Origin of the sequence: Legionella steigerwaltii, assembly GCF_001468065.1 — a bacterium.
Taxonomy (GTDB): Bacteria; Pseudomonadota; Gammaproteobacteria; order Legionellales; family Legionellaceae; genus Legionella; species Legionella steigerwaltii.
In genome coordinates, this window is sequence record NZ_LNYZ01000013.1 from 145,519 (window position 1) to 167,438 (window position 21,920).

The following is a 21,920-nucleotide window of genomic DNA, read 5'->3' on the forward strand; positions in this document are numbered from 1 at the left end:
TCTGAGCATTGAATTAAAATAGAGTGTATTTTTATACACAAACAGGGTGATTATGAATATTAGCTTATTACTTTTAACTGTGATTTGTTTTATTGCCATGATTAGTCCAGGGCCAGATTTCATACTTGTTACAAAAAACGCTCTTATATATCCTAGGCGCCAGGCTTTAGCCACTGCTTTTGGTATTGTTACTGGATGTCTTTTCCATGCTACTTATTGTATTTTGGGATTAGCATTCGTTATCACTCAGAGCATAGTTCTTTATACGACCATAAAATATGCAGGCGCATGCTATTTAATTTATATTGGATTAAAAGGTTTAAAATCCAAACAATCCGAAAAAATAAATCAAGAACTTTCTTTATTGAAAAATATAACCGTTTCAAGAGCTTATATTGAAGGAGTCTTATGTAATGCATTAAATCCAAAACTTGCAGTTTTCCTGCTTAGCCTGTTTACTCAGTTTGTCTCTATTAATGCATCGATTGGTGATAAAGCTGTAGTTGCTGGGGTTTTTGTCGTTGAATCTTCCCTTTACTGGCCTTTACTCGTTTTATTCCTGCAATCAAATAATATCCGCAAAGCATTTTCTAATTTTCAAACTGCGTTGACCCGTGTATTTGGTGGTTTATTGGTTTATGTGGGAATCCGTGTGATGCTGAGTACGGATTAGTCTTTTTCAGCAGAGGAGTAAAATGTCAAAAACGGTTTTAGGACTTAAAAAAACAGAGTTGGATACCCCCTGTTTATTAATTGATAAAAACATCTTGAAATCCAATTTAGTGAGGATGAGGAACCATTCTATTGAAAATAATATAAATGTCAGGCCTCATTGTAAAACCCATAAGTGTTCCAAATTAGCCCGCTTACAGATTGAATATGGTGCAATAGGTGTTAGCGTAGCGAAAATTTCAGAGGCTGAAGTTCTTATTCAGAATGAGATACCCAATATACTGATTACCTCTCCAATTGTCACAAAAAATAAGATTTCTAGGCTTATTTCCTGTTTAGAAAAAGCGCCCTCTACTTTGGTAGTTGTGGATAATAAAGAAAATATGATTGCCTTAAATGAAGCAGGTATGCTCACTAAAAAAGTGATCAATGTGTTAGTCGATGTGGATCCTGGGATAGGGCGTACTGGAATTAAACCGGAATGCGCTTTAAATTTTGCCTTAGAAATGAAGCAATTACCTTGGTTAAACTTGATGGGAATTCAATGTTATGCAGGTAACTTACAGCATATACCTTCCTTTAGCGAACGAAAAAGTAAATCATTGCAGATCATGCAAAGAGCAAGTGATCTTGTAAAAAGTTTTCGAGAAAGTGGTCTTGATTGCCCCATATTAACTGGAAGCGGAACAGGAACTTATGATATTGATGTTGAAGCGACTGAAGTAACTGAGATTCAACCGGGTTCGTATACGGTTATGGATGTTCAATATGCAACAATTGGCTCAAGAAATAATGAGAGACAATTCAATGCATTTAAACCGGCAATGACTCTTTTGACCACGGTTATCAGTAATAATAGAACAGAACATGTTACTGTTGATGCAGGCACAAAAGCCATTTACGTAGATCAACATAAGCCCAAAATTATCAGTCATCAGGGTTTGGAATATGATTGGGGTGGTTTTGGAGATGAGCATGGTAAAGTTACCGCCGTAAATGGGGCTCAATTACCCGAGTATGGTGAGGTTTTAGAGCTCATTGTTCCTCATTGCGATCCAACGATTAATTTATTTGATCAATTTTTTATTACCGAAAATGATCGTGTAGTCGATATTTGGGATATTGATCTTAGAGGAAAATGTCAGTAGAAATCCAAACTCAGAGGTTACTATTTTATAGTGGATACTAAGCTAGAGGGATATCTTATTCTCCTGGTACCAAAGATCCAAGAATGCCTCATTTGTGAGGAAAACTAAAAATACAGATTGAGCTAATTACAGCTGTAGACCTTGCTTAAACTTCATATACCCCATAGAATTCTAATTTTCTTAAAATTCTCCGGGAGAGTAGTACATGGGGTGGAATGAGCCAGATAAAGGCAAAGATCCCTGGAAGGGTAAAAATCAACCTCCAGATTTGGATGAAGCTCTTAAACGCGTTCATGACAAATTGAAGAAATTTTTATTTGGAGGTTCTACTAAAATCAGTAATGAACCTTCCAAAAAATCGAATGGTGGTTTAATCGCTACTGCAGTTATTTTGCTTGTTTTTATTCTCTGGGTGTTGTCTGGGGTCTTCATTGTTGATCCCGCAGAACAAGCGGTGATTCTTCGTTTTGGTAAATATGTTGAAACAGTAGGGCCAGGACCACATTGGATACCAAGGATTATTTCTTCCAAAATTATCATGAATGTTGATCGAGTGTTGGATTATTCTTATTCCGCACAAATGCTTACTAGTGATGAAAATCTGGTTTCTGTGTCTTTAGCGGTACAATACCGTATTGGTGACCTGAACGAATATTTATTCAATGTCGCTAATCCTGAGGAAAGTTTACAACAAGCGACCTCCAGTGCGCTGAGACAAGTCGTAGGAACGACTACATTGGATCAAATGATTACTGAAGGACGCGAGGTTTGGGGTAACCAAGTTCAAGAGACTTTGATAAAAACACTGGATTTATATAAAACTGGTATTTTAATCGTTAATGTAGCACCCCAACCAGCACGTGCGCCTGAAAGCGTACAAGATGCGTTTGACGATGCAATTAAAGCGCAAGAAGATGAAAAACGTTTTAAAGAACAAGCACTTGCTTATGCAGCAAAAGTAGTTCCGATTGCAGAAGGAAAGGCGAGTCGTATCCAACAAGAGGCTGAAGCCTATTCCAAACAGGTTGTATTGAATGCGCAAGGGGAGGTTTCAGAGTTTTTAGCCTTACTCCCTCAATTTACTGCTGCCCCAAAGGTTATGGCAGAACGTATGTATTTGGAAACAATGCAAAAAGTTTTAAGCAAGAGCAGTACGATTATTGTTGATAGTAAATCTAGTAATTTGCTGTATCTCCCTTTAGATAAGTTATTTGAAAAGTCCGCGGGATATCCAATTGAAACCGCAAAAAATAGCAAAGCGGAGAGTGATGAATCCAGCGAGACAGAAAGCTTAGTCGATGGTCGTGAGCTCACCAGACCTGTTTATCGACAAGGGAGAAATTAACAATGAAAACTACGGCTAGAACCCTTGGCATTTTGATCTTTTTACTACTTCTATTTTTATTGACCAGTGTATTTACCATAACACAAGGTCAGCAAGGAATTCTTTTGCGTTTAGGCCGCTTGGTCAATGATGAGTTGACTGACAAGGTTAAGGTATTGAATCCTGGACTGCATTTTAAAGTACCATTTATTGAAAACGTACGCATTTTTGATACACGTATTCAAACTATGGATATCAAGTCGACCCGTATCGTTACCAAAGAAAAAAAGGACGTAATGGTTGATTATTATGTTAAATGGCATATTACCGATTTGGCTCAATATTTTAAATCTACAGGCGGCAATGAATTTAAGGCGGAAACATTACTAGAGCAACAACTAAACACATTATTACGTGCCCAGTTTGGTAAGCGTACTATTCCTGAAGTCGTATCAGGTGGCCGTGATGATGTTATGGAGTTGCTGCGTAAAGCCGCTCAAAAACAAGCAGGTGGATTGGGTATTAATGTGGTCGATGTACGCATTAAAGGAATTGAATTGCCGGCCAATACCAGTAATGCCATTTATCAACGTATGCGGGCTGATATGCAAAAAATTGCAAATAAACATCGTGCTGATGGTCAAGCCGCTGCCGAAGAGATAAAGGCTAAGGCCGACGCTGATGTTATGGTCTTGTTAGCAAAAACTCGTAGTAATGCACAAAAAGTAAGAGCTATTGGAAAAGCACAGGCGGCGTCAATTTATACAGATGCCTACAGTAAAAACAAGGATTTTTTTGCTTTATATCGTAGCTTGCTTGCATATGAAGGGAGTTTTAAAAGTAGAAAAGATATTTTAGTGTTGGATCAAAGCAGTGCATTTTTCGATTATTTTAAGCAATCTACACCAAAAAATGATGGTGTACCTGCTAAAAAGTAACTATAATGTCGAGTTTTGGTAGCTATTCGCCTCTATACCAAATCTTGGAGAATGCTCATATTTGTGGGCAGGTTGAACAAAAAACATTCTTAAAAAGTGCAAGCATAATGGTAATCTGAGCATTTTTTAGAATGTTTTTTATTTAGATACACCAAATATGGAATCGAGGCAGAAGTGCGTAGTTATGAGTTTTGTTGAAATTGGGTTCCGAGGTTCTCAGTTTGGATCGGCGCATAGCATTTTGCAAATTTAAGAGTAGATCATGGGTAAAAATGTTGTTGTTTTAGGAACACAGTGGGGCGATGAAGGCAAAGGTAAAATTGTCGATTTATTAACGCAAGATGCGCGGGTTGTTGTCCGTTATCAGGGCGGCCATAATGCAGGTCACACCTTAAAAATTAATGGAGTGAAAACTGTTCTACGTCTTATTCCCTCAGGTATGCTGAGACCTCATGTGACTTGTTACATTGCAAATGGGGTGGTTCTTTCACCTGATGCACTATTAGGAGAAATTAAAGAACTGGAACAGAGTGGAATTGACGTTCGTTCCCGCTTACGTATTAGTATGGCCTGTCCGCTGATTCTTCCTTGTCATGTTGCTATGGATAAAGCGCGTGAAACACATATGGGGAACTCAGCTATCGGTACTACCGGACGTGGTATAGGACCTGCTTATGAGGATAAGGTTGCTCGTCGTGCATTAAAAGTCAGTGATTTATTTCATCCTGATCGTTTTGCAACAAAATTAGCGGATCTTTTAGATTATTATAATTTTATCTTGACGCAATATTTCAATCAGCCTGCGGTAGCTCTTCAACCTTTACTCGATTCGGCACAACAATGGGCTGAAGAATTAGGTCCTATGGTTTGTGATGTTTCTGCTAGTTTGCATGAGCATAGAGAGCGCGGAGATAATATTTTATTTGAAGGTGCTCAAGGGGTTTATTTAGACATTGACCATGGAACTTACCCTTTTGTGACTTCATCAAATACTTGCGTTGGTTCGGTAGTTAATGGCGCAGGATTTGGCCCGAAGTATCTTGATTATGTTTTGGGGATTACCAAAGCGTACACTACTCGAGTTGGTGGTGGTCCTTTCCCAACAGAACTTTTTGACGAAGTAGGTAAACGAATTGCTGAACGTGGTCAGGAGTTTGGTGCTGTTACTGGAAGACCTAGACGTTGTGGTTGGTTTGATGCTGTTTTATTAAAACATTCAATTGAATTAAATAGTATTACGGGTTTATGCATCACAAAGCTGGATGTTTTGGATAAATTAGATGTGTTACGCATTGCTGTTGCATATAAAGACGAAAAAGGTAATTTAATTTCTCGTCCTCCTCAAGCAGCTGCTGATTTCCAAGGATTAGAGCCAATTTATGAAGAAATGCCTGGCTGGCAAGAATCCACCGCTGATGTCACGAATATGAGCGATTTACCTGCTAATGCGCTGGCTTATTTAAAACGAATAGAAAATTTGCTCAACGTTCCTATTGATTTGTTATCAACTGGCCCCGAACGTGATTCGACAATTATTTTACGCGATCCTTTTAGGACTTAATCAGATGTAGCCTGGGTGAAGCGTAGCGTAACCCGGGAAAAATCTGTAATAGAAAACCCGGGTTACGCTACGCTTCACCCAGGCTACAATTTGCTGAATGGCACATTAAAATTTATTTTCAAACGCATGCAGTTTTTGCTCTAATTCCCACTGTAATTGGGCTTTTTCACTTGTTTTGATAAATTGCTGACAACTTTTGCTTTCTAAATCTTGGCAATCATCAGTCAATAGGGCTTTCTCGGCATCGGCCCAGATACTATTTCCAGGTAAAAATGAATAGGTTAGTGCATTTCTATTAATTTGTTTTAATGTGTAATAATCTAGTCCATGGCTCAATACAGCTTCCACGTATTGTTGTGTTAAATTGGTTCGTAAAATCCCTTCGTCATCAGTAGACAATACAACTGGGACATCATGCTCAAGATAAAAATTCAGTGGATGGTTTGAACCAGAGACTTTTAGTATTTTTAGATTACTGATGAGATTAATTTCTACTGCTTTATGATGCTTTGCCATGTAGTCTAAGGTATTTTTTGCATTATGTTCCTGAGCGATATCTACCCCATGCCCAATTCTTTGAGCCTGACCAGTAAAGAGTGCGTCATGAATGTGATAATCCAAATCCTCCGGGGTAACAACTTCTTGTGTTAATTCCCCAGCATGTAGCGCAATATTCACTTGTGGGTACATCTTGTGTAGGTATTGGTATATTTGCATTTGTTTGCGATAGTCACGTAGAGAAATAATACCGTCTTCAGGCTGTACTAAATTAACACCAACAAGAGTCCCTTTGCTTTTTATGGACTGATCCACCGCTTCAAAGGCATTAAGGGTTTGTGCAAACAAGTTATCTAAAGATTGCTCTCTAAGTGAATAGTATAAAAATTTAACTTTTATTTGGCAGGCTTTTTTTTCTGGATTGGTATCACAACCTAGCTCTTTGCGTGCTTGTTGCAAAATATGATTTGATTCTACTGCAGTGTAATTGACATTGTTTTGAAAGTCTTGGTTCGCCAATAAAAGTTTTCTTTTTTGGCTAAACGAAGTAGTGTCCTTGAGCATATCACCAAAACTGACTGAATGGGCATTATCAGGTAAAAGCATTACCTCCATATAATGTTCATTTTGTAATGCTGCGGTTTGCATTACTGATGCAAGTAATTCGGGCTGATGATCTGCAACTATGGCATTGAACTTATAGAATGAGTTGAAAAAATGATCGTGGCCTGATTCTTTCCCTGGAACAAAATCTTTCATAGACCAACTTCTTATAGTGTTCGCATAGAGCTCTGGATGATTGAACAAATCCTTTGTCTCCACGCCTTTACACGCAGAAGGATTTTTACTAACCGTCCAATTGTTTGTGTTCAAGCAATAATTATCTTTAGATGTCAGTTCCAACATAATTTCGGGGTACGCGCCTCCAGATAAATGATAATGTAACTCTCCGCCCTTAGGCATGTCCTTGAAAAATGAATATAATTCGCTCGGATCGTTTCTTATTTGCTCGAAATGGGATTGAACGTTAGCTTGTGCAAAAGAGTAAAGAAATAAGCTGGTCAGGAATGAAATTGATTTAATATAATTCATTGTATTCTAAAAAATGTCATTTTGTGAAGATTATCGCATAATTATTATTAAATCCCAACCATTGTATTTAGATTCCATTCATAGCAAAATAATTTTACTGTTCTTAGGATCGTTCAAATAAATTCCCACTCCAAACTTCTACCTATCTGGAGTAAGCGGCGGGGAGATACATTGGAAATGGCTCAGAATCCTTTGAATGCAATATAAATAGAGTCTAATCAATTAGGATGATGAATATGAAACATTTTTTATCAAAATTTTATACTATTTTAGGTGCTTTTTTCTTATCACTAATGACGGTAGGATTTTGTGACGCTGCATCTAATATCAGTGACTCTACAAACAAAACCAAAATGACAATCAATGTCGGTATTTATGCTCCTTTTTCTAATGAATCTGCTTTTATTGGCAGAAATATGCTAGGAGCAATGGAAATTGCACGCGACCAACTAAAATCCTCAAATATTAATTACGAATTTTATACTCTAGATAAAATGCCAAATAATGCGAATACGGCAAAAACCTTGCAAAAATTTATTGATACACACCACATTAATGTCCTGGTAACTGAAGGCACTGAGAGTGGTACTTTAGTTGCACCTTTAGCAAAAAAAAATAACCTCATCCATTTCTGCCTGACTGATGATTCAATAATTGCTGATGGAAGAAATAATTTTTCCTCGCAAAGCCCTAACCATAAAAAAGCTGCTATTTTGAATCATTCAATGAAACCAGAATTTATTGCCCAATTTAAACAAGAATATTTCAGCCACCCTGTTAGCGAGGCGGGCTATGCTTTTGATATATTCCACCTGATTCATAATAGTGCCCAGCTTGCTATGAAGACTCATTCTGATTTCTCTAGCCAAGCAATTGCAACACATCTTTTGGCTCTTGAGTCAGGGACAGGGGTAATGGGGACATTTAATTTAGATAAAAAAGGGGTTTCTTATAAGAAACAGGTCCTCACTGCCTGATTTTTTAATTGATAAAGTTCGAGTTAGTAGCATTCCCGGTTCAAGCAATCGGGCTAAGAGTCGCCTCATTTCCCTGAGCGCGTGAGTACCGAAGAGTTATTTACAATTTTTTTATTCATCAAATACGTGTAGCCTGGTTGCTTGCAACCAGGATTAAGATGATTTGCTAATTGATGGAGCTACTCCATAAGTAAAAAAAGAGGAGCCTAGGCTCCTCTTTTCTCTACACGCGAGAATTATCTGTTAGCTAAAGACATGCCTTCCAAGACAGTTAAAGCCGCATAGAGTTGATAGTCGTCATGCATTAAATCATCTACTTTGGCTTTAGCACTTTTAGCTTTAGTATTTTCTTCATTATTTTTATTGATTATGTGTCCATTAAGATTTGCTTCACTAAATCCAGTAAGATCAGAAGGCTTAGTAGCAGCAGTTTTAGGAATATCCAACTCATTAACTACGATATCAGGTACAATCCCTTTTGCTTGAATTGAAGCTCCAGAGGGAGTGTAATAAAGAGCAGTAGTTAACTTAATTCCTGTTTTTTCATCTAATGGTAATACAGTTTGTACTGAGCCTTTACCAAAACTTGTTGTACCTAGAATAACAGCTCGTTTATTGTCTTTAAGTGCACCAGCTACAATTTCAGCAGCAGATGCGGAACCATTATTGATTAAAACAACCATTGGTGCATTATGTAAAACATCGATACCTTTAGATAAAGCGGTGAAGTCTGAACCAGGTAAACGTCCTTTAGTTGAAACGATTGTTTCTGGTTTACCTGATTTGTCTTTACCAAGGAACGCATCAGAAACTTGAATGGCTGAATCAAGCAAACCTCCTGGGTTGTTACGTAAGTCCAATACTAGACCTTTTAAATTTCCGCCAGATTGTTGTTTTAGCCGATCAATTGCTTCTAACATATCTTTTCCAGTTAATGCTTGGAATTGAGTTAAACGGATATAACCATATCCAGGGGCGAGCATTTTGCTTTGTACGCTCTTAATTTGGATAACTTCTCGTACTAAATCAAAGGTAAGTGCTTTGTTAACTCCTTTGCGTAATACAGTCAATTGAATGGTACTACCCGCTTTACCACGCATTAAATTGACTGCATCTTTGAGAGAAAGACCTTGAACGGATTCATTTCCTAATTTAATAATGTAGTCACCAGATTTAATGCCTGCTTTAAATGCAGGGGTGTCAACCAAAGGAGTAACCACTTTAACAACCCCATCTTCCATGGTTACTTCTAATCCTAACCCACCAAATTCACCACTAGTTGATGTTTGTAACTCTTTAAACTCTTCTTCATCCAGGTAGCTGGAGTGAGGGTCAAGACCATTGAGCATACCACGAATTGCATTATCGAAGAGCTCCTTGTCATCAACCGGCTTGACGTAATATTTTTTAATTTCACCTATTGCATTGGAAAATCGTTGAACATCTTCTAAAGGAACTGCCTTAGAAGTCGCATTGGAGTTTGTAGACGTATTTGACTCATCATCTGCAAAGCCTGTCAGAGGTAACATAAGAGTAAAAGCGTACACTATCGCAAGCGTGCATGGATATAATTTTCTTATCAACATAGCGATCTCCTCAGATGCAAGGCTACAACATAAGCCATCTTCTTTTATTATAATTATTGAAATGCAATTAAGGTGCCAGGGTTCACTTAGGATAACCAATTAAGTGGTGGAATAGCCTTACCCCTTAGTCTTATTTCAAAGTATAGACCGTTTTGTTTAATTCCGCCGCTATGACCTACATTTGCAATTTGTTCATTTTGACGTACATACTGACCTTTGCTTTTAAATAGAGATTGATTATGAGCATATAGGGTCATAAAGCCTTGTCCATGATCAATAATAATAAGTAGACCATATCCTTTAAGCCAGTCGCTAAATACGACTTTTCCTGGGTAAACGGCAGTCACTACTGTTCCTTCCTCGGCAAAAAATGTCACTCCTTGATTCATTTTGCGTAAAGATCGGCTCTGGCTCTGTACTGGAAGCGGCAATTTTTTGCGCATCTGATTAAATGGTATGCTCGCTTGATTAAAAGGTTTGTTCTTCTGAGTAATGCTTTGTTGTGCTAATGACTTAAGTAAACGTGCCAAATTTTCTTTATTTCTTCGTACCTCCCGTAAAATGTTTTGTTTGTCTTGAATTTCATGATTCAAAGATTGAATTAGGGTAGTATGATAACTTTTATTTTGTTGCAATTGCGCTTGATGTTGTGTAAGTTCTGCTTTTAATTGCTTATTGGCATTAAGTTCTGTACGGAGTTTTTCTTTGCTCTCACTTAGACTTTCGCGTGTTTTATCTATTTTTTCAATAAGTTGTTGTCGTGATTTAACGATATATTGGTAATAGGTTAAAATTCGGCTTACCTTATTGGGATCATCCTGATTAAGCAGCAATTTAAGTGGTTGATATTCACCCATTTGATAACGAGCACGTACATGATTTGCTAATAATTGTTGCTGGGTAACAAGCTGTTGAGTTAGCTGATTTACTTGTTTTTGTAAGTCAGCAATTTTATTTTCTTTGTTCTTAATATCTTCTTGAATGGAGTGGAGTTTGTGAACCCCATCACCGATTTGTTTTTCAGTCTCCGATAGTTCTTTATTTAAAACACCGCGTTTGTCATGAGCAGAGTTTAAGGTTTGTTGGAGACTGTTAATTTGTGCATCTAACTGTTTTAACTTATTTTGCGTCTGGAGTACGGTAGAAGATTCTGCGTAGGCGCCGAAGCAAAGCAATATGCCTAAAATTAGTCCAGTAGACCTCTTTCCAAAAGCTACTGATGAGATGAATTGCTTCGTCGATGCGGTACTCAAATCCTCATGTACTTGCGTGTACACTTTGGTTCTCCGCTCTACGTCTCCTCGCACCTCACGTTCTTCAGCGAGTTTGGAAAGAGGTCTTGTGAATTTAAATTTTTGTTTGATTGCTATCAAACTATAAAAACAGTAATTTGTAGCATCTGTGCGACATAAGTTATGAGAAATTATATAATTCCGTTTATTCATGAGTATTTTTTTCTAACAATTGATGTCCTGTCATTTCAACCGGAGGAGTAATTTCAAGCAAGGCCAATATAGTAGGGGCTATATCAATTAAGCTTCCTTCACTACGTGAAAAATGCCAGTCACCTCCAACATATACTAATGGTACAGGTTCACTCGTGTGAGCAGTATGTGCTTGATGCGTTGTTTCGTCAAACATTTCTTCAGCATTACCATGATCAGCTGTAATAAGCAGCTTACCTTTTTGTTTGGCTAGTGCATCCCAAACTTTATGCATGCATTGATCAAGGCATTCTATGGCACGAATTGTAGCCTTAAAATTTCCGCTGTGTCCTACCATATCAGCATTGGCATAATTGCAAATAATGACATCATAGGCTTGACTGTTAATTGCTTCGACCAAACATTCTGTTAACTGGGGCGCGCTCATTTCTGGTTGTAAGTCATATGTGGCGACTTTAGGAGAAGGAATGAGAATTCGTTCTTCATTAGAAAAAACACTTTCATTGCCGCCATTGAAGAAGAACGTTACATGGGCATATTTTTCTGTTTCTGCAATGCGTAATTGACTTAATCCATGGTCTGCAAGAACTTCCCCTAATGTATTATTTAAAGGAATCGGTGGAAAAGCTTGGGTAGTTGGTAAATTTTTATCATATTGAGTCATACTGACAAAATAGGACAATTGCGGTTGCTCTGCTCGGTCAAATTTTTTAAATGTTGGATCAATAAAAGCCGTAGTTAATTGTCGGGCTCTATCCGCACGAAAATTAAAGAATAAAACAGCATCCCCATCTTCTATTACTTTCTTTGCACCTATGAGTGTAGGAGGTATGAACTCATCTGACAGATTGTGCTGATAATAAGACCTGATGGCTGCTTCTGCATCTTGAAAATGATGTTGGCTGTAGCCTTGAGTTAATAAGGTATAGACTGGTTCTATTCTTTCCCAACGATTATCTCTGTCCATTGCATAATAGCGCCCACTAATTGAACAAATTCGAGCTGCTGGGTGCATTTTTAATTCTGCATTGAGGCGTTCCAAGCTTTGTAAGGCACTTTGTGGTGGAGTATCTCGTCCATCTAAAAATAAGTGCAAATATACTGATGTGAATTTTTGTTGTGCGCATAAATCAAGTAGAGCAAATAAGTGTTGTTCGTGGCTGTGCACTCCTCCTGGGGAAAATAAGCCCATAATGTGTAATGATTTATCGGTTTTTTGTAATGTGGTTATTACATCATGAAAAACAGGGTTATTGGCGAATTCCCCATTTTTTATGCTTTCGTTAATGCGAGTGAGATCTTGTTGTATGACTCTGCCTGCACCTATATGCATATGTCCTACTTCTGAATTACCCATTTGCTCATCAGGTAAACCAACAGCGAACCCCGATGCGTGTAAAAGTATATGCGGACAGTTCGCCCACCATTCATCCCATTGTGGTGTATTCGCCTGAGCAATCGCATTATGTTTATTATTTTCATTATATCCCCAGCCGTCTAAGATCATGAGCAACAAGGGTGTGTTTTTTTGCATGCAATTCTCCGCGGAACACAATCAAAATTTAGTGGGGAAAATTATACCTTACTTAATAAGTATTTCGAAATGTATTCACTGGGCTTTCTTTCATGTTTCATAGGAAGAATAAGGTGAGTAAAGAATACTCAAAATCAGGATTGGACCGTGTCTTATTGAACAGCGTTTATGTATCTTGTATCTACATGTGGTACTTGACTCGAACTGTTCCTGCCTATCAGTAGTGACATTTTTGTATTAAAGAGGTTAGACTATGCACCATTTATTTGATTGGGAAGAGTAGTTTTGGAACAAAAAATTCCTCAGCATATTGCCATTATTATGGATGGAAACGGTCGTTGGGCTGAAAGTAGGGGATTGCCGCGTATTGAAGGTCATAAAGCTGGTGTTGAGTCGGTGAAAAAAATGATTCGATGCTGTATGACCAAAGGAATACCTTGTCTTAGTTTATTCGCTTTCAGCTCGGAGAACTGGTCTCGGCCTGCTGAGGAAGTTAATTTTTTAATGGAATTATTCCTGGAGTCCTTGCGAAAGGAGCTCGCTGAGTTAAATCAGCATGGAATACGCATGCGATTTACTGGAGACCGTAGTTTACTCTCACCAATGTTGCAACAGCAAATGCGCGAAGCCGAGCTTTTGACCATCAATAATGAACAATTAATTTTGAATGTAGTCGTTAATTATGGCGGTAAGTGGGATCTGGTAAACGCTACAAAAAAAATAGCCAAGGCAGTCCTAAATGGTGAGTTGGTAATAGATGATATAAACGAAACCAATTTTGCCCATTATCTGGATACAGATGGGTTGCCTGATCCTGATTTATTTATCCGTACTAGTGGAGAGTTGCGAATAAGTAACTTTTTCCTTTGGCAGCTTGCATATACGGAGCTTTATTTTAGTGAAGTACATTGGCCAGATTTTGGTGAGCATGAGCTTGAATTGGCTTTAGCTTCTTTTAATAAAAGAAAAAGAAGATTTGGGCAAATTTCTTAATAAACACTAGTGTCGTTTACATTTCGCTAGCTTGAGTCAAATGGCCTGACTTTCTGCATACTTCAGTATGTGAGCATTGGAGCGCAGAAAATCAGACAGCTTGGCCAAGAGAGTAGAAATGTTAGACACTAATAATAAGGACGACATTATGTTCTTACAACGCTTAATTACAACGCTGATTTTAGTACCTTTAGTTTTATGGCTTATTTTTTATGGTAACCAGTGGCTCTTGGCAGGAATTGTTTTGCTCGTTTTTCTTGCTGCATGCAGAGAATGTTTGCAATTAATTCCCTTAAAAAATTGGGGCCTACAAGCCGGATTTTTTGTAGGTATGCTTTTCGGTTTATGGGCTTGTGGTTATTTCTTTTCTTATTGGTTGGATATTGGGTTGATCATTTGGGGCCTGAATGTGCTTGCTATTCTTAGTTTCCCTGGTTCGCAAAAGTATTGGGGCTATCCTGTTGTCGTAGCGATCGTTTGTTTTATACTCCTACCACTATTCATACAAAGTCTTATTCATTTATATAACTTACCTGATGGTAAAGCACTGCTCGTTTATTTGCTGTTTTTAATTTGGGTCTCAGATACAGGAGCTTATCTCAGCGGTAAACTTATGGGAAAACATAAATTAATTCCTCAAGTTAGTCCTGGAAAGTCTTGGGAAGGGGTTATTGGTGGTCTTATTCTGTCCATGCTCATTGCTTGGATTGGTTATAGTTATTTTAAACCGGATGCTACGGTCCATTGGTTCGTTTTAGCCTTATGTACTATAATTATTGCTATCTTTGGTGATTTATTCATTAGTATATTGAAACGTCGTTGCCATTTAAAAGATACAGGCGCTATTATTCCTGGTCATGGTGGTATTTTAGACCGGTTGGATAGTTTAATTGCGGCGCTACCTTTATTTTATTTCGGACTAACTTGGTAATACTCGAATTCCCTATTAAAAATCGACAAACAGGATGTTTTTCGCAAACGTGCCTAGCAAGACAGCACTTTTACCTAGGTTTCGGAGAATTTGGGATAGTAATTCTCGAGGATTACTTCATTTAGGATAGTACTATGCTTTCAACATTGCTGTATTTTCTTTTGGCGTTGGTCTTGTTAGTTACGGTACACGAGTACGGTCATTTTCAAGTGGCGCGTTGGTGTGGTGTTAAAGTACTGCGTTTTTCTTTTGGTTTTGGCCCTATTTTAGCGCATTGGCGTGATAAAAAAGGAACAGAATATGCCTGGTCCTTATTTCCTTTAGGTGGCTATGTCAAAATGCTTGACGAATCTGAAGGAGAGGTAGACGAAAAAGAACGTCATTTAGCATTCAATAATCAATCTCTTTGGAAAAGAGCTGCAATTGTACTTGCAGGACCTTTTTTCAATTTTATTTTTGCTTTTGCTGCCTTATGGTTAGTCTTGGTTATTGGGATGCAATCATTGGCGCCAATGATCGAATCTGTGAAACCCAATAGTATTGCAGCACAAGCTGGATTAAATGGGAAAGAAGAAATTGTTGCGTTGAATAATACTAAAATAAATAGTTGGCGCGATTTTCAGTATGCACTCATGCCCCTTGTTGGTTCTCATGAAACAATTCGATTAACAGTAAAATCTTTGGCTAATGGACATGAACGTCAGGTGTTTTTGCCTTTGACCAATTGGCAATTAGATAACAAAAAACCTGATCCGCTCGACAGTCTTGGAATTCAGCCGTTTATTCCTTCAATTCCTCCTATAGTTGGTGAGGTAGTTCCTAATTCTCCGGCAGCGAAAGCGGGACTAGAAGAAGGAGATAAAATATTAAGTGTTGATGGAAAGCCTTTTGATGATTGGTTGTTTTTAGTAGATTACGTACAAACTCGCCCTGACAAACAATTAACTTTATCGATTAAAAGAAAAGGCAGTATTCAAAATGTTGTAGTACAAACTGGTAGCCAGGAAAATAAAGGTAAAATTGAAGGTTTTTTAGGGGTGCGGTCACAAAAGGTAAAATGGCCAGCACATTGGTTACGTCTGGAGAGACAGGATCCTTTATCTGCTGTAGATACTGCATTAAAACAAACGGTACAACTAACAGGCACTACATTTACTTTAATGGGGCGGTTAGTTACAGGTAAATTAGGATTAAATAGTATTAGTGGCCCAGTGGGTATTGCTCAAGGCGCCGGTGATTCTGGCCGCAGTGGATTAACTTCCTATTTATTTTTTCTTGCTTTGGTAAGTATTAGCTTAGGTGCATTAAATTTATTACCTATTCCAATGCTGGATGGTGGGCACTTACTGTATTATTTTTTGGAGGCAATTCGACGTAAACCTATATCTGATGGTTTAAAATCAGCAGGAGCTTATTTAGGTTTATTACTATTAGCCGCCCTGATGTTTATCGCATTGACTAATGATTTATCAAGACTTGCAGGATAATACACAAGAAACTTCAAAATACTAGGTTTAGACGACTTGATTTTTTGCCCCTGGTCGGAAAAAGCAATAGGCTAAAAATAGTATTTTGAAGTTTCTTGGGTATAATCAGGCCCTAATCGCAAAGTATTGGCAAAGTCATGGAACAAAAACTTGACAGTAGTTTCTACTTCCTATAAAAAGTGATTCAATTTTCAGTGTACCCAAATTTTGATTATTAATAGTACACGTAGTACTGGGCGTAAAATAATAATGAAAAAAATCAGTAGTAAGTTTATATTAGGCGTTTGTTGTTCCTCGCTCATAGCCTGGTCTTCACAAACAATAGCAGCAGATACTTTTGTTGTTCGCAGTATTAAAGTTACAGGCTTGCAACGTGTTTCAACTGGAACAGTACTCAATTATATGCCTGTTCAGGTTGGAGAAGAGATAGGCCCTGAATCAACTGCTGAAATTATTCGAACTCTTTACGATACCGGTTTTTTTCAGTCTGTTTCATTAGAACGCCAAGGTAACACTTTAATTGTCAATGTGGTTGAAAGGGCAACTATAGGTTCCATTAGTGTCGTAGGAAATAAAGAAATTCCTAGTGACAAGATGAAAGACTTTCTTAAAGAAATGGGCTTAGTCAAAGGCCGTGTATTTCAAACATCTACTTTGGAGCGTTTAGAAAAAGAACTAAAACAAGCATATAACGCGAGAGGAAAATATAACGCGCGAATCGAAACGCGAGTTACTCCTTTAACCGATAATAGAGTTGGCATTACCGTTACTATTTCTGAGGGGCGTGTTTCACGAATTAAACAAATCAAAATAATAGGTAATCACGATTTCACTACTAATGAATTATTGCCAGAGTTCACTTTATCAAAATCCGGTATCTTTACCTACTTTACTAAAAAAGATCAGTACTCTAAGTCAGGTATGGATGCATCTTTAGAAGCATTACGTTCTTTTTATCTGGATAGAGGTTATTTGAAGTTTAAAATTGTCTCATCGCAGGTATTACTGTCACCAGATAGAAAAGACGTTTATATTAATGTTCATATCGAAGAGGGGCCTCAATATCATTTTTCAGGTTACAAAGTAGTAGGGAAGCCGATACTTCCTCCGGAGAAAATTAATTCATTGATACAAGTCAAAAAAGGCGCTGTTTTTTCACGTAAAAAGGTAACTGATTCAATTTCTGCAATAGGTTTGGCTTTGGGAGATATAGGCTATGGGTTCCCTGCAATTAATGCAGAGCCGCAAATCGATGAGAATAATAAAACCGTATTTATTGCATTTATTGTACAGCCTGGCCGACATGTTTATGTTCGTCGCATCAAGTTTCATGGTAATACCAAAACCAGTGATTATGTATTACGAAGTGTAATTCGTCAGGATGAGGGTGGATTATTATCTCTGCATAATATTAAAGAATCTGAAAGGCAATTGCGTTTGTTAGGTTATTTAAAAAATGTTGATGTAAAGACCAATCCAGTGCCCGAAGCAAATAATCAAGTTGATTTGGATGTACAAGTAGAAGAGGCACCTTCAGCTGAAGCAAGTGCTTCCATTGGGTATGGTACTAACGGTTATCAATTAAATGCTTCAGTAAATCAACATAATTTTATGGGTACTGGGCGTTCCATGGGGGCTGCATTTACAGCAAGCAAATGGGGACAAGACTATACTGTAAATTATTATAACCCATTTTATACCGATACAGGCATAGGACGAGGCTTAAATCTTTATTATGCTCGCGTTGATCCCCGAAACCTTAATGTCAGTACCTACAACTCCAACCGTTTTGGTGGTGATGTGAACTACAGTATCCCTCTTGGTGAAACAAGTAGATGGCAATTGGGCTATGGATACCAAGATGTAGAAATCAAGAGTGTTGGTTTTGTAATACCCATTCAGAATTTTGTGAAGATGTATGGAACCCATTTCCAGGAAATTCGTTTATCTACAGGATGGAGTAGGAACAGCTACGATCAATTTCCTTATCCTACAAGAGGGATTAACCAACAGATTTCTGGTGTGATTGCCTTACCTGCGACTTCAGGCTCTTTGTCTTACTATAAAGGCTCTTATCAAGCGCGTATGTACCAACCTATAGCAAGAGGATGGATTTTCTCCTTACAAGGTTTTGCAGGCTATGGAAATTCCTTTAACAATAAAGGTCTACCATTTTTTGAAAACTATTATGCTGGTGGTACTGCACAACCAGGCCAGGTACGTGGATATGACAGTTACTCTTTAGGCCCCTTGGATAATTACCGTAATTCAGTAGGGGGTAACTTATTACTCAGTGGAACTGCAGGAATTATATTGCCTTATCCTTTAAGCCGAGACAATGTGAGAACAACTGCCTTTGTCGATGCAGGTAACGTATTTGCTGTTAATACCTTACCTATTTTGACTGGAAGATATGAAGGTCCTATAAGATATTCAGCAGGTCTTTCACTTGAATGGCGTTCTCCATTTGGTCCATTGGCATTTAGCTTGGCTAAGGCATTGAATCCTCAACAATTCGATCAAAAGCAATTCTTCCAATTTGCTCTTTCTTCAGGATTCTAACTTATAATTTTCCATCTTTTCTCCCACAGTTGGGAGAAAAGATGGATGAATATTTTTATTGACAAAATTATCGAAAATCATGCTGTACATATCGCAACCTATTTCGAATTGTGCTAGCATCATGCTCTTTAATTTAGGAGATTAGTTATGAAGCGGTTAGGTCTGGTCTTAGTGGCCTTTGTTTTCAGCATATTTGGCACAAGCACATTCGCTGATGCAGCAAAAATTGGTGTGGTTGATCTGCAAAAAATCATGCAGACTTCAAGTCAAATAAAAGAAATCCAGAAAAAATTGGAGAAAGAGTTTAAGCCACGCCGTGATAAGCTTGTTGCAGTTGAAGCTGGCATTAAAGCGGATATGGAAAAGTTCAAACGCGATAGTGCAATTCTAAGTGCGACCCAAAAGAAAGAGATGGAAAAGAAAATTGTTGGCGCACAACAACAATTTGAGCGTGATGGTCAGCAATACCAACAGGAATTAAGCACTGCAAATAACGAAGCAATGGAAGCATTGTATGCTAAAGTTCGTGCAGCAATTGCAAAAGTTGCCAAAGATGACAAGTACGATCTTATTGTACAAAAAGATGCAGCTCCTTTCAGTGCAACTACTCTTGATGTAACTGATAAAGTTGTAAAAGCAATTAACTAATTCGGCGATGCAAAATTGCTGACTTTAGCGGAATTAGCTAATCATTTAGGTGGCGTGTGGCATGGAAATGCCAATCACGCCATTTCTTGTTATGCTTCTCTTGCACGAGCTACATCACAGGATGTTGCCTATTATGATAATTCTGTATTACTCCCAATTCTAAATACCACATTAGCTGGTGCTGTATTACTCAAATCAGAGCATCAACATTTATTTCAGGGAAACTGTATTGTTGTCCCTAACCCTTTGCAAGCAATGATACAAGCGACCCAACTTTTATCAGCCCATACGTCTGCATTTGCTGGTATTGACGCTACAGCCATAGTTCATGAATCTGCTCAGTTAGGTCAAGGTGTATCAATAGGTGCCTACAGTGTAATTGGTGCCAACACACAATTGGCTGATGGAGTGATAATCGGAGCGAATAGCGTTATTGAATCATCCGTACGAATTGGTAAGAACAGCCAGATTGGACATGATGTAGTGATCCATTCAGGTTGTCAGTTGGGTGCTCAAGTAGTCATAAATTCTGGTTGTGTGATTGGTGCTTCTCCATTTAATTATTTAAAACAACATGGACACTGGCAACAGGGCTTGGATGCAGGTGCCGTTGTTATCGCGAATCAAGTACAAATAGGTTCTAATACAGTAATTGATAGAGGCTCATTAAGTGATACTTATTTGGGGGAAGGGGTTTGCATTGATAATTTAGTTCAGGTGGCGCATGACGTGATGGTGGGTAAAAATACAATCATAGCAGGATGTGCAGCGATAGGTGCTTATGTGCAAATTGGAACAGATTGCATCATTGGCGGCGCCAGTTGTATTGCAGCCCATGTGCGCCTGGTAGATGATGTAGTGATTACTGGAATGTCTACAGTGAGTAAATCACTTGCCAAATCTGGAATTTATTCATCTGGTACCCTCGTACACGAACATCACCGCTGGCGTCGTAATGCTGCACGGTTTCGACGATTGGATGATTACATTGTAAAGCTTAGTGCCTTAGAGAAAAAATTAAGCGATGTTGAATAGGGGGCTGTTGACAATTCTACCATCCTGGCCAAAATGCCTTGATTTTATGTGCTCCGATACTCAAATACGTCGTGTATGGCTGCGTTTCGGTGCTCTAAAATCACGCCATTTTGGCTCAGCCTAGCGAATTGTCAACTGACCCTAAGAATAAGTTTTTAGCATTAACAATTGATTTGAACCTACTAAATCAGGATAATGTTTTTTCTTTGGCCCCCCTATTGGACCATACTAAGCATACTTATTAAAGCGAGAAACTGCGTATGAGTGAACCTGTAGATATAAAACAGATTTTTAGTATATTGCCACATCGGTACCCCATGATCCTAATAGACAGGGTGATTGATTTTACGCCCTATGACTGTTTGACGGCTATTAAAAACGTCACGATTAATGAGAATTTTTTTGCTGGTCATTTTCCAGAAAATCCAATTATGCCGGGCGTATTGATGCTGGAAGCGTTGGCGCAAGCCAGTGGGCTTTTAGCTGGATTATCTCAAACGCCTGAAGAAAATTACGGCATATTGCATTTTTTTGCGGGTATAGATAATGCAAAATTTAAACATGTGGTTACTCCGGGAGATCAGTTGCGCTTGGAAGTAAAAATATTAGCAAGAAAAAGAGAGTTTTGGCGGGTACATGGTGAAGCTTATGTTGGTGATAAATTAGCCTGTTCCGCAGATTTATTAAGTGCTGCAAAGGAAATTCAAAAGTGATAGATGAAAAAGCGATAATTCACCCCTCTGCAAAACTGGCAAAAGGGGTTTCAGTAGGTCCTGGTGCCGTAATTGGCGCTGACGTGGAAATTGGTGAAAATACATGGATTGGTCCTTACGCAATAATTGAAGGCCCAACCTCTATAGGAAAAAATAATAAGATTTTCCAGTTTGCTTCAGTGGGCGATGATCCTCAAGATATTACATACAAAGGCGAATATACTCGATTAGAAATTGGTGATGATAATATCATTCGTGAATACTGTATGATTAGCCGCGGGACGGTTAAAGGGGGGGGGGTTACCCGAATCGGTAATAAGAATTTTTTTATGGCATATTCGCATGTAGGGCATGATTGCATGATTGGCAACCAAATTATTTTGGTTAGCTATGCTGCTTTGTCAGGACATGTAACTGTCGGTGATTATGCAAATATAGGTGGTTATGCAGCAGTACATCAATTTTGTCATGTAGGTGCCTATGCTTTTATTGCTAGAGCTTCCTATGTAGCTAAAGATGTGCTTCCTTATCTTATGATTTCTGGGGATACCACTTCTGCATGTGGGATTAATACTGTGGGATTACGCAGAAAAGGATTTTCATCAGAAGCAATCGATGGCTTAAGACGTGCTTATAAAATAATTTTCCGCAAAGGATTAACAGTCCAACAGGCTGTTTCCGAATTAGAATTAATGCAAAATGAATGCCCGGAGGTGGTTTTAATGATTGATGCATTAAATCAATCCACACGTGGAATTGTTAGATAAATTGATTAT

At 38.2% G+C, this 21,920-nt stretch carries 18 protein-coding genes; 14 read left to right on the forward strand and 4 right to left on the reverse strand.

The annotated features are described in order from the left end of the window. The first annotated feature begins 52 nt into the window (after positions 1-52). The 5 genes from Lstg_RS08525 to Lstg_RS08545 all read left to right on the forward strand — a co-directional run bounded on the left by Lstg_RS08525 (position 53) and on the right by Lstg_RS08545 (position 5,643). The gene (locus tag Lstg_RS08525) at positions 53-673 is read left to right on the forward strand and encodes a LysE family translocator (protein WP_058477246.1); all 621 of its coding nucleotides are present in this window, start codon (positions 53-55) and stop codon (positions 671-673) included. A 22-nt stretch (positions 674-695) separates the two neighbouring features. Further along, positions 696-1,820 (forward strand): DSD1 family PLP-dependent enzyme, encoded by a 1,125-nt coding sequence (locus Lstg_RS08530; protein ID WP_058477247.1) that lies wholly within the window; start codon positions 696-698, stop codon positions 1,818-1,820. Positions 1,821-2,025: 205 nt separating this feature from the next. After that, positions 2,026-3,165: an FtsH protease activity modulator HflK gene (gene hflK / locus Lstg_RS08535; RefSeq protein ID WP_058477248.1), complete on the forward strand. Its 1,140-nt coding sequence runs from the start codon at positions 2,026-2,028 to the stop codon at positions 3,163-3,165. A gap of 2 nt (positions 3,166-3,167) precedes the next feature. Continuing rightward, entirely contained in the window at positions 3,168-4,082 is a 915-nt protein-coding gene (gene hflC, locus Lstg_RS08540; protein ID WP_058477249.1) for a protease modulator HflC, read from the forward strand. A 262-nt stretch (positions 4,083-4,344) separates the two neighbouring features. Beyond that, positions 4,345-5,643, forward strand: coding sequence for an adenylosuccinate synthase (locus Lstg_RS08545; RefSeq protein ID WP_058477250.1), 1,299 nt, complete (start codon positions 4,345-4,347; stop codon positions 5,641-5,643). A gap of 105 nt (positions 5,644-5,748) precedes the next feature. Here the strand turns inward: Lstg_RS08545 and Lstg_RS08550 are convergent, their stop codons facing one another. After that, positions 5,749-7,233, reverse strand: a complete 1,485-nt coding sequence (locus Lstg_RS08550; RefSeq protein WP_058477251.1) for an adenosine deaminase family protein — start codon at positions 7,231-7,233, stop codon at positions 5,749-5,751. A 236-nt stretch (positions 7,234-7,469) separates the two neighbouring features. Here Lstg_RS08550 and Lstg_RS08555 point away from each other — a divergent pair, with 236 nt between their 5' ends. Next, on the forward strand, positions 7,470-8,210 hold the full coding sequence (locus Lstg_RS08555) for a type 1 periplasmic-binding domain-containing protein (RefSeq protein ID WP_058477252.1): 741 nt from the start codon (positions 7,470-7,472) through the stop codon (positions 8,208-8,210). Positions 8,211-8,446: 236 nt separating this feature from the next. Here Lstg_RS08555 and Lstg_RS08560 read toward each other — a convergent pair whose 3' ends face one another. From Lstg_RS08560 to gpmI, 3 genes are all read right to left on the reverse strand, one after another. Beyond that, positions 8,447-9,796 (reverse strand): S41 family peptidase, encoded by a 1,350-nt coding sequence (locus tag Lstg_RS08560; RefSeq protein WP_058477253.1) that lies wholly within the window; start codon positions 9,794-9,796, stop codon positions 8,447-8,449. An 86-nt stretch (positions 9,797-9,882) separates the two neighbouring features. Then, the gene (locus tag Lstg_RS08565; protein WP_058477254.1) at positions 9,883-11,241 is read right to left on the reverse strand and encodes a murein hydrolase activator EnvC family protein; all 1,359 of its coding nucleotides are present in this window, start codon (positions 11,239-11,241) and stop codon (positions 9,883-9,885) included. Beyond that, the gene (gene gpmI, locus Lstg_RS08570; RefSeq protein WP_058477255.1) at positions 11,234-12,775 is read right to left on the reverse strand and encodes a 2,3-bisphosphoglycerate-independent phosphoglycerate mutase; all 1,542 of its coding nucleotides are present in this window, start codon (positions 12,773-12,775) and stop codon (positions 11,234-11,236) included. The genes Lstg_RS08565 and gpmI overlap by 8 nt, the downstream gene beginning before the upstream one ends. A gap of 285 nt (positions 12,776-13,060) precedes the next feature. Here gpmI and Lstg_RS08575 point away from each other — a divergent pair, with 285 nt between their 5' ends. The 8 genes from Lstg_RS08575 to lpxA all read left to right on the forward strand — a co-directional run bounded on the left by Lstg_RS08575 (position 13,061) and on the right by lpxA (position 21,911). Further along, positions 13,061-13,768, forward strand: coding sequence for an isoprenyl transferase (locus Lstg_RS08575; RefSeq protein WP_058477673.1), 708 nt, complete (start codon positions 13,061-13,063; stop codon positions 13,766-13,768). Positions 13,769-13,916: 148 nt separating this feature from the next. Continuing rightward, entirely contained in the window at positions 13,917-14,699 is a 783-nt protein-coding gene (locus tag Lstg_RS08580; RefSeq protein WP_058477256.1) for a phosphatidate cytidylyltransferase, read from the forward strand. 134 nt (positions 14,700-14,833) lie between these two features. After that, a complete protein-coding gene (rseP, locus tag Lstg_RS08585; RefSeq protein WP_058477257.1) occupies positions 14,834-16,186 on the forward strand; it encodes an RIP metalloprotease RseP in 1,353 nt (450 codons plus the stop codon). Positions 16,187-16,435: 249 nt separating this feature from the next. Further along, positions 16,436-18,748 (forward strand): outer membrane protein assembly factor BamA, encoded by a 2,313-nt coding sequence (gene bamA, locus Lstg_RS08590; protein WP_058477258.1) that lies wholly within the window; start codon positions 16,436-16,438, stop codon positions 18,746-18,748. A gap of 147 nt (positions 18,749-18,895) precedes the next feature. After that, the gene (locus tag Lstg_RS08595; protein ID WP_058477259.1) at positions 18,896-19,396 is read left to right on the forward strand and encodes an OmpH/Skp family outer membrane protein; all 501 of its coding nucleotides are present in this window, start codon (positions 18,896-18,898) and stop codon (positions 19,394-19,396) included. A 15-nt stretch (positions 19,397-19,411) separates the two neighbouring features. Further along, the gene (gene lpxD / locus Lstg_RS08600) at positions 19,412-20,431 is read left to right on the forward strand and encodes a UDP-3-O-(3-hydroxymyristoyl)glucosamine N-acyltransferase (RefSeq protein WP_058477260.1); all 1,020 of its coding nucleotides are present in this window, start codon (positions 19,412-19,414) and stop codon (positions 20,429-20,431) included. 260 nt (positions 20,432-20,691) lie between these two features. Beyond that, on the forward strand, positions 20,692-21,144 hold the full coding sequence (gene fabZ / locus Lstg_RS08605) for a 3-hydroxyacyl-ACP dehydratase FabZ (protein ID WP_058477261.1): 453 nt from the start codon (positions 20,692-20,694) through the stop codon (positions 21,142-21,144). Beyond that, the gene (gene lpxA / locus Lstg_RS08610) at positions 21,141-21,911 is read left to right on the forward strand and encodes an acyl-ACP--UDP-N-acetylglucosamine O-acyltransferase (protein WP_058477262.1); all 771 of its coding nucleotides are present in this window, start codon (positions 21,141-21,143) and stop codon (positions 21,909-21,911) included. Before fabZ ends, lpxA begins: the two co-directional genes overlap by 4 nt. Positions 21,912-21,920 lie beyond the last annotated feature (9 nt).